Genomic DNA, 327 nt, shown 5'->3' on the forward strand with positions numbered 1-327 from the left:
GCTCGGAACGCTCTTCCGCAGCCGCGACTTCGTCCGCAACGAAAGCGAGCTCGTCATCATCATCACGCCTTACCTGGCGCGGCCGGTGGCGCGCAACGATCTGGCCAAGCCGGATGACAACTTCAATGCGGCGAGCGACGGCGCCGGAATGTTCCTCGGCCGCGTCAACCGCGTCTACGGCACCATGCAGACCGACAGGCCGCCGGGCCGCTATCACGGCGTTGTCGGCTTCATCTACAAATGAGTGGGAATGCGGATATGTCCAAGTCAGCATCGAAGGTCATGACGGTCCGGACAGCATCCGGCATCGCAAGGATACGCCGGCAG

The 327-nt window shown here is 63.0% G+C and carries 1 pseudogene; it reads left to right on the forward strand.

Annotation, left to right across the window (positions count from 1 at the left end):
- A pseudogene (locus tag EN804_RS35755) lies at positions 1–244 on the forward strand (pilus assembly protein CpaC); the annotation flags it as partial.
- Positions 245–327: the final 83 nt, after the last annotated feature.

Origin of the sequence: Mesorhizobium sp. M8A.F.Ca.ET.161.01.1.1, assembly GCF_004792105.1 — a bacterium.
GTDB lineage: Bacteria > Pseudomonadota > Alphaproteobacteria > Rhizobiales > Rhizobiaceae > Mesorhizobium.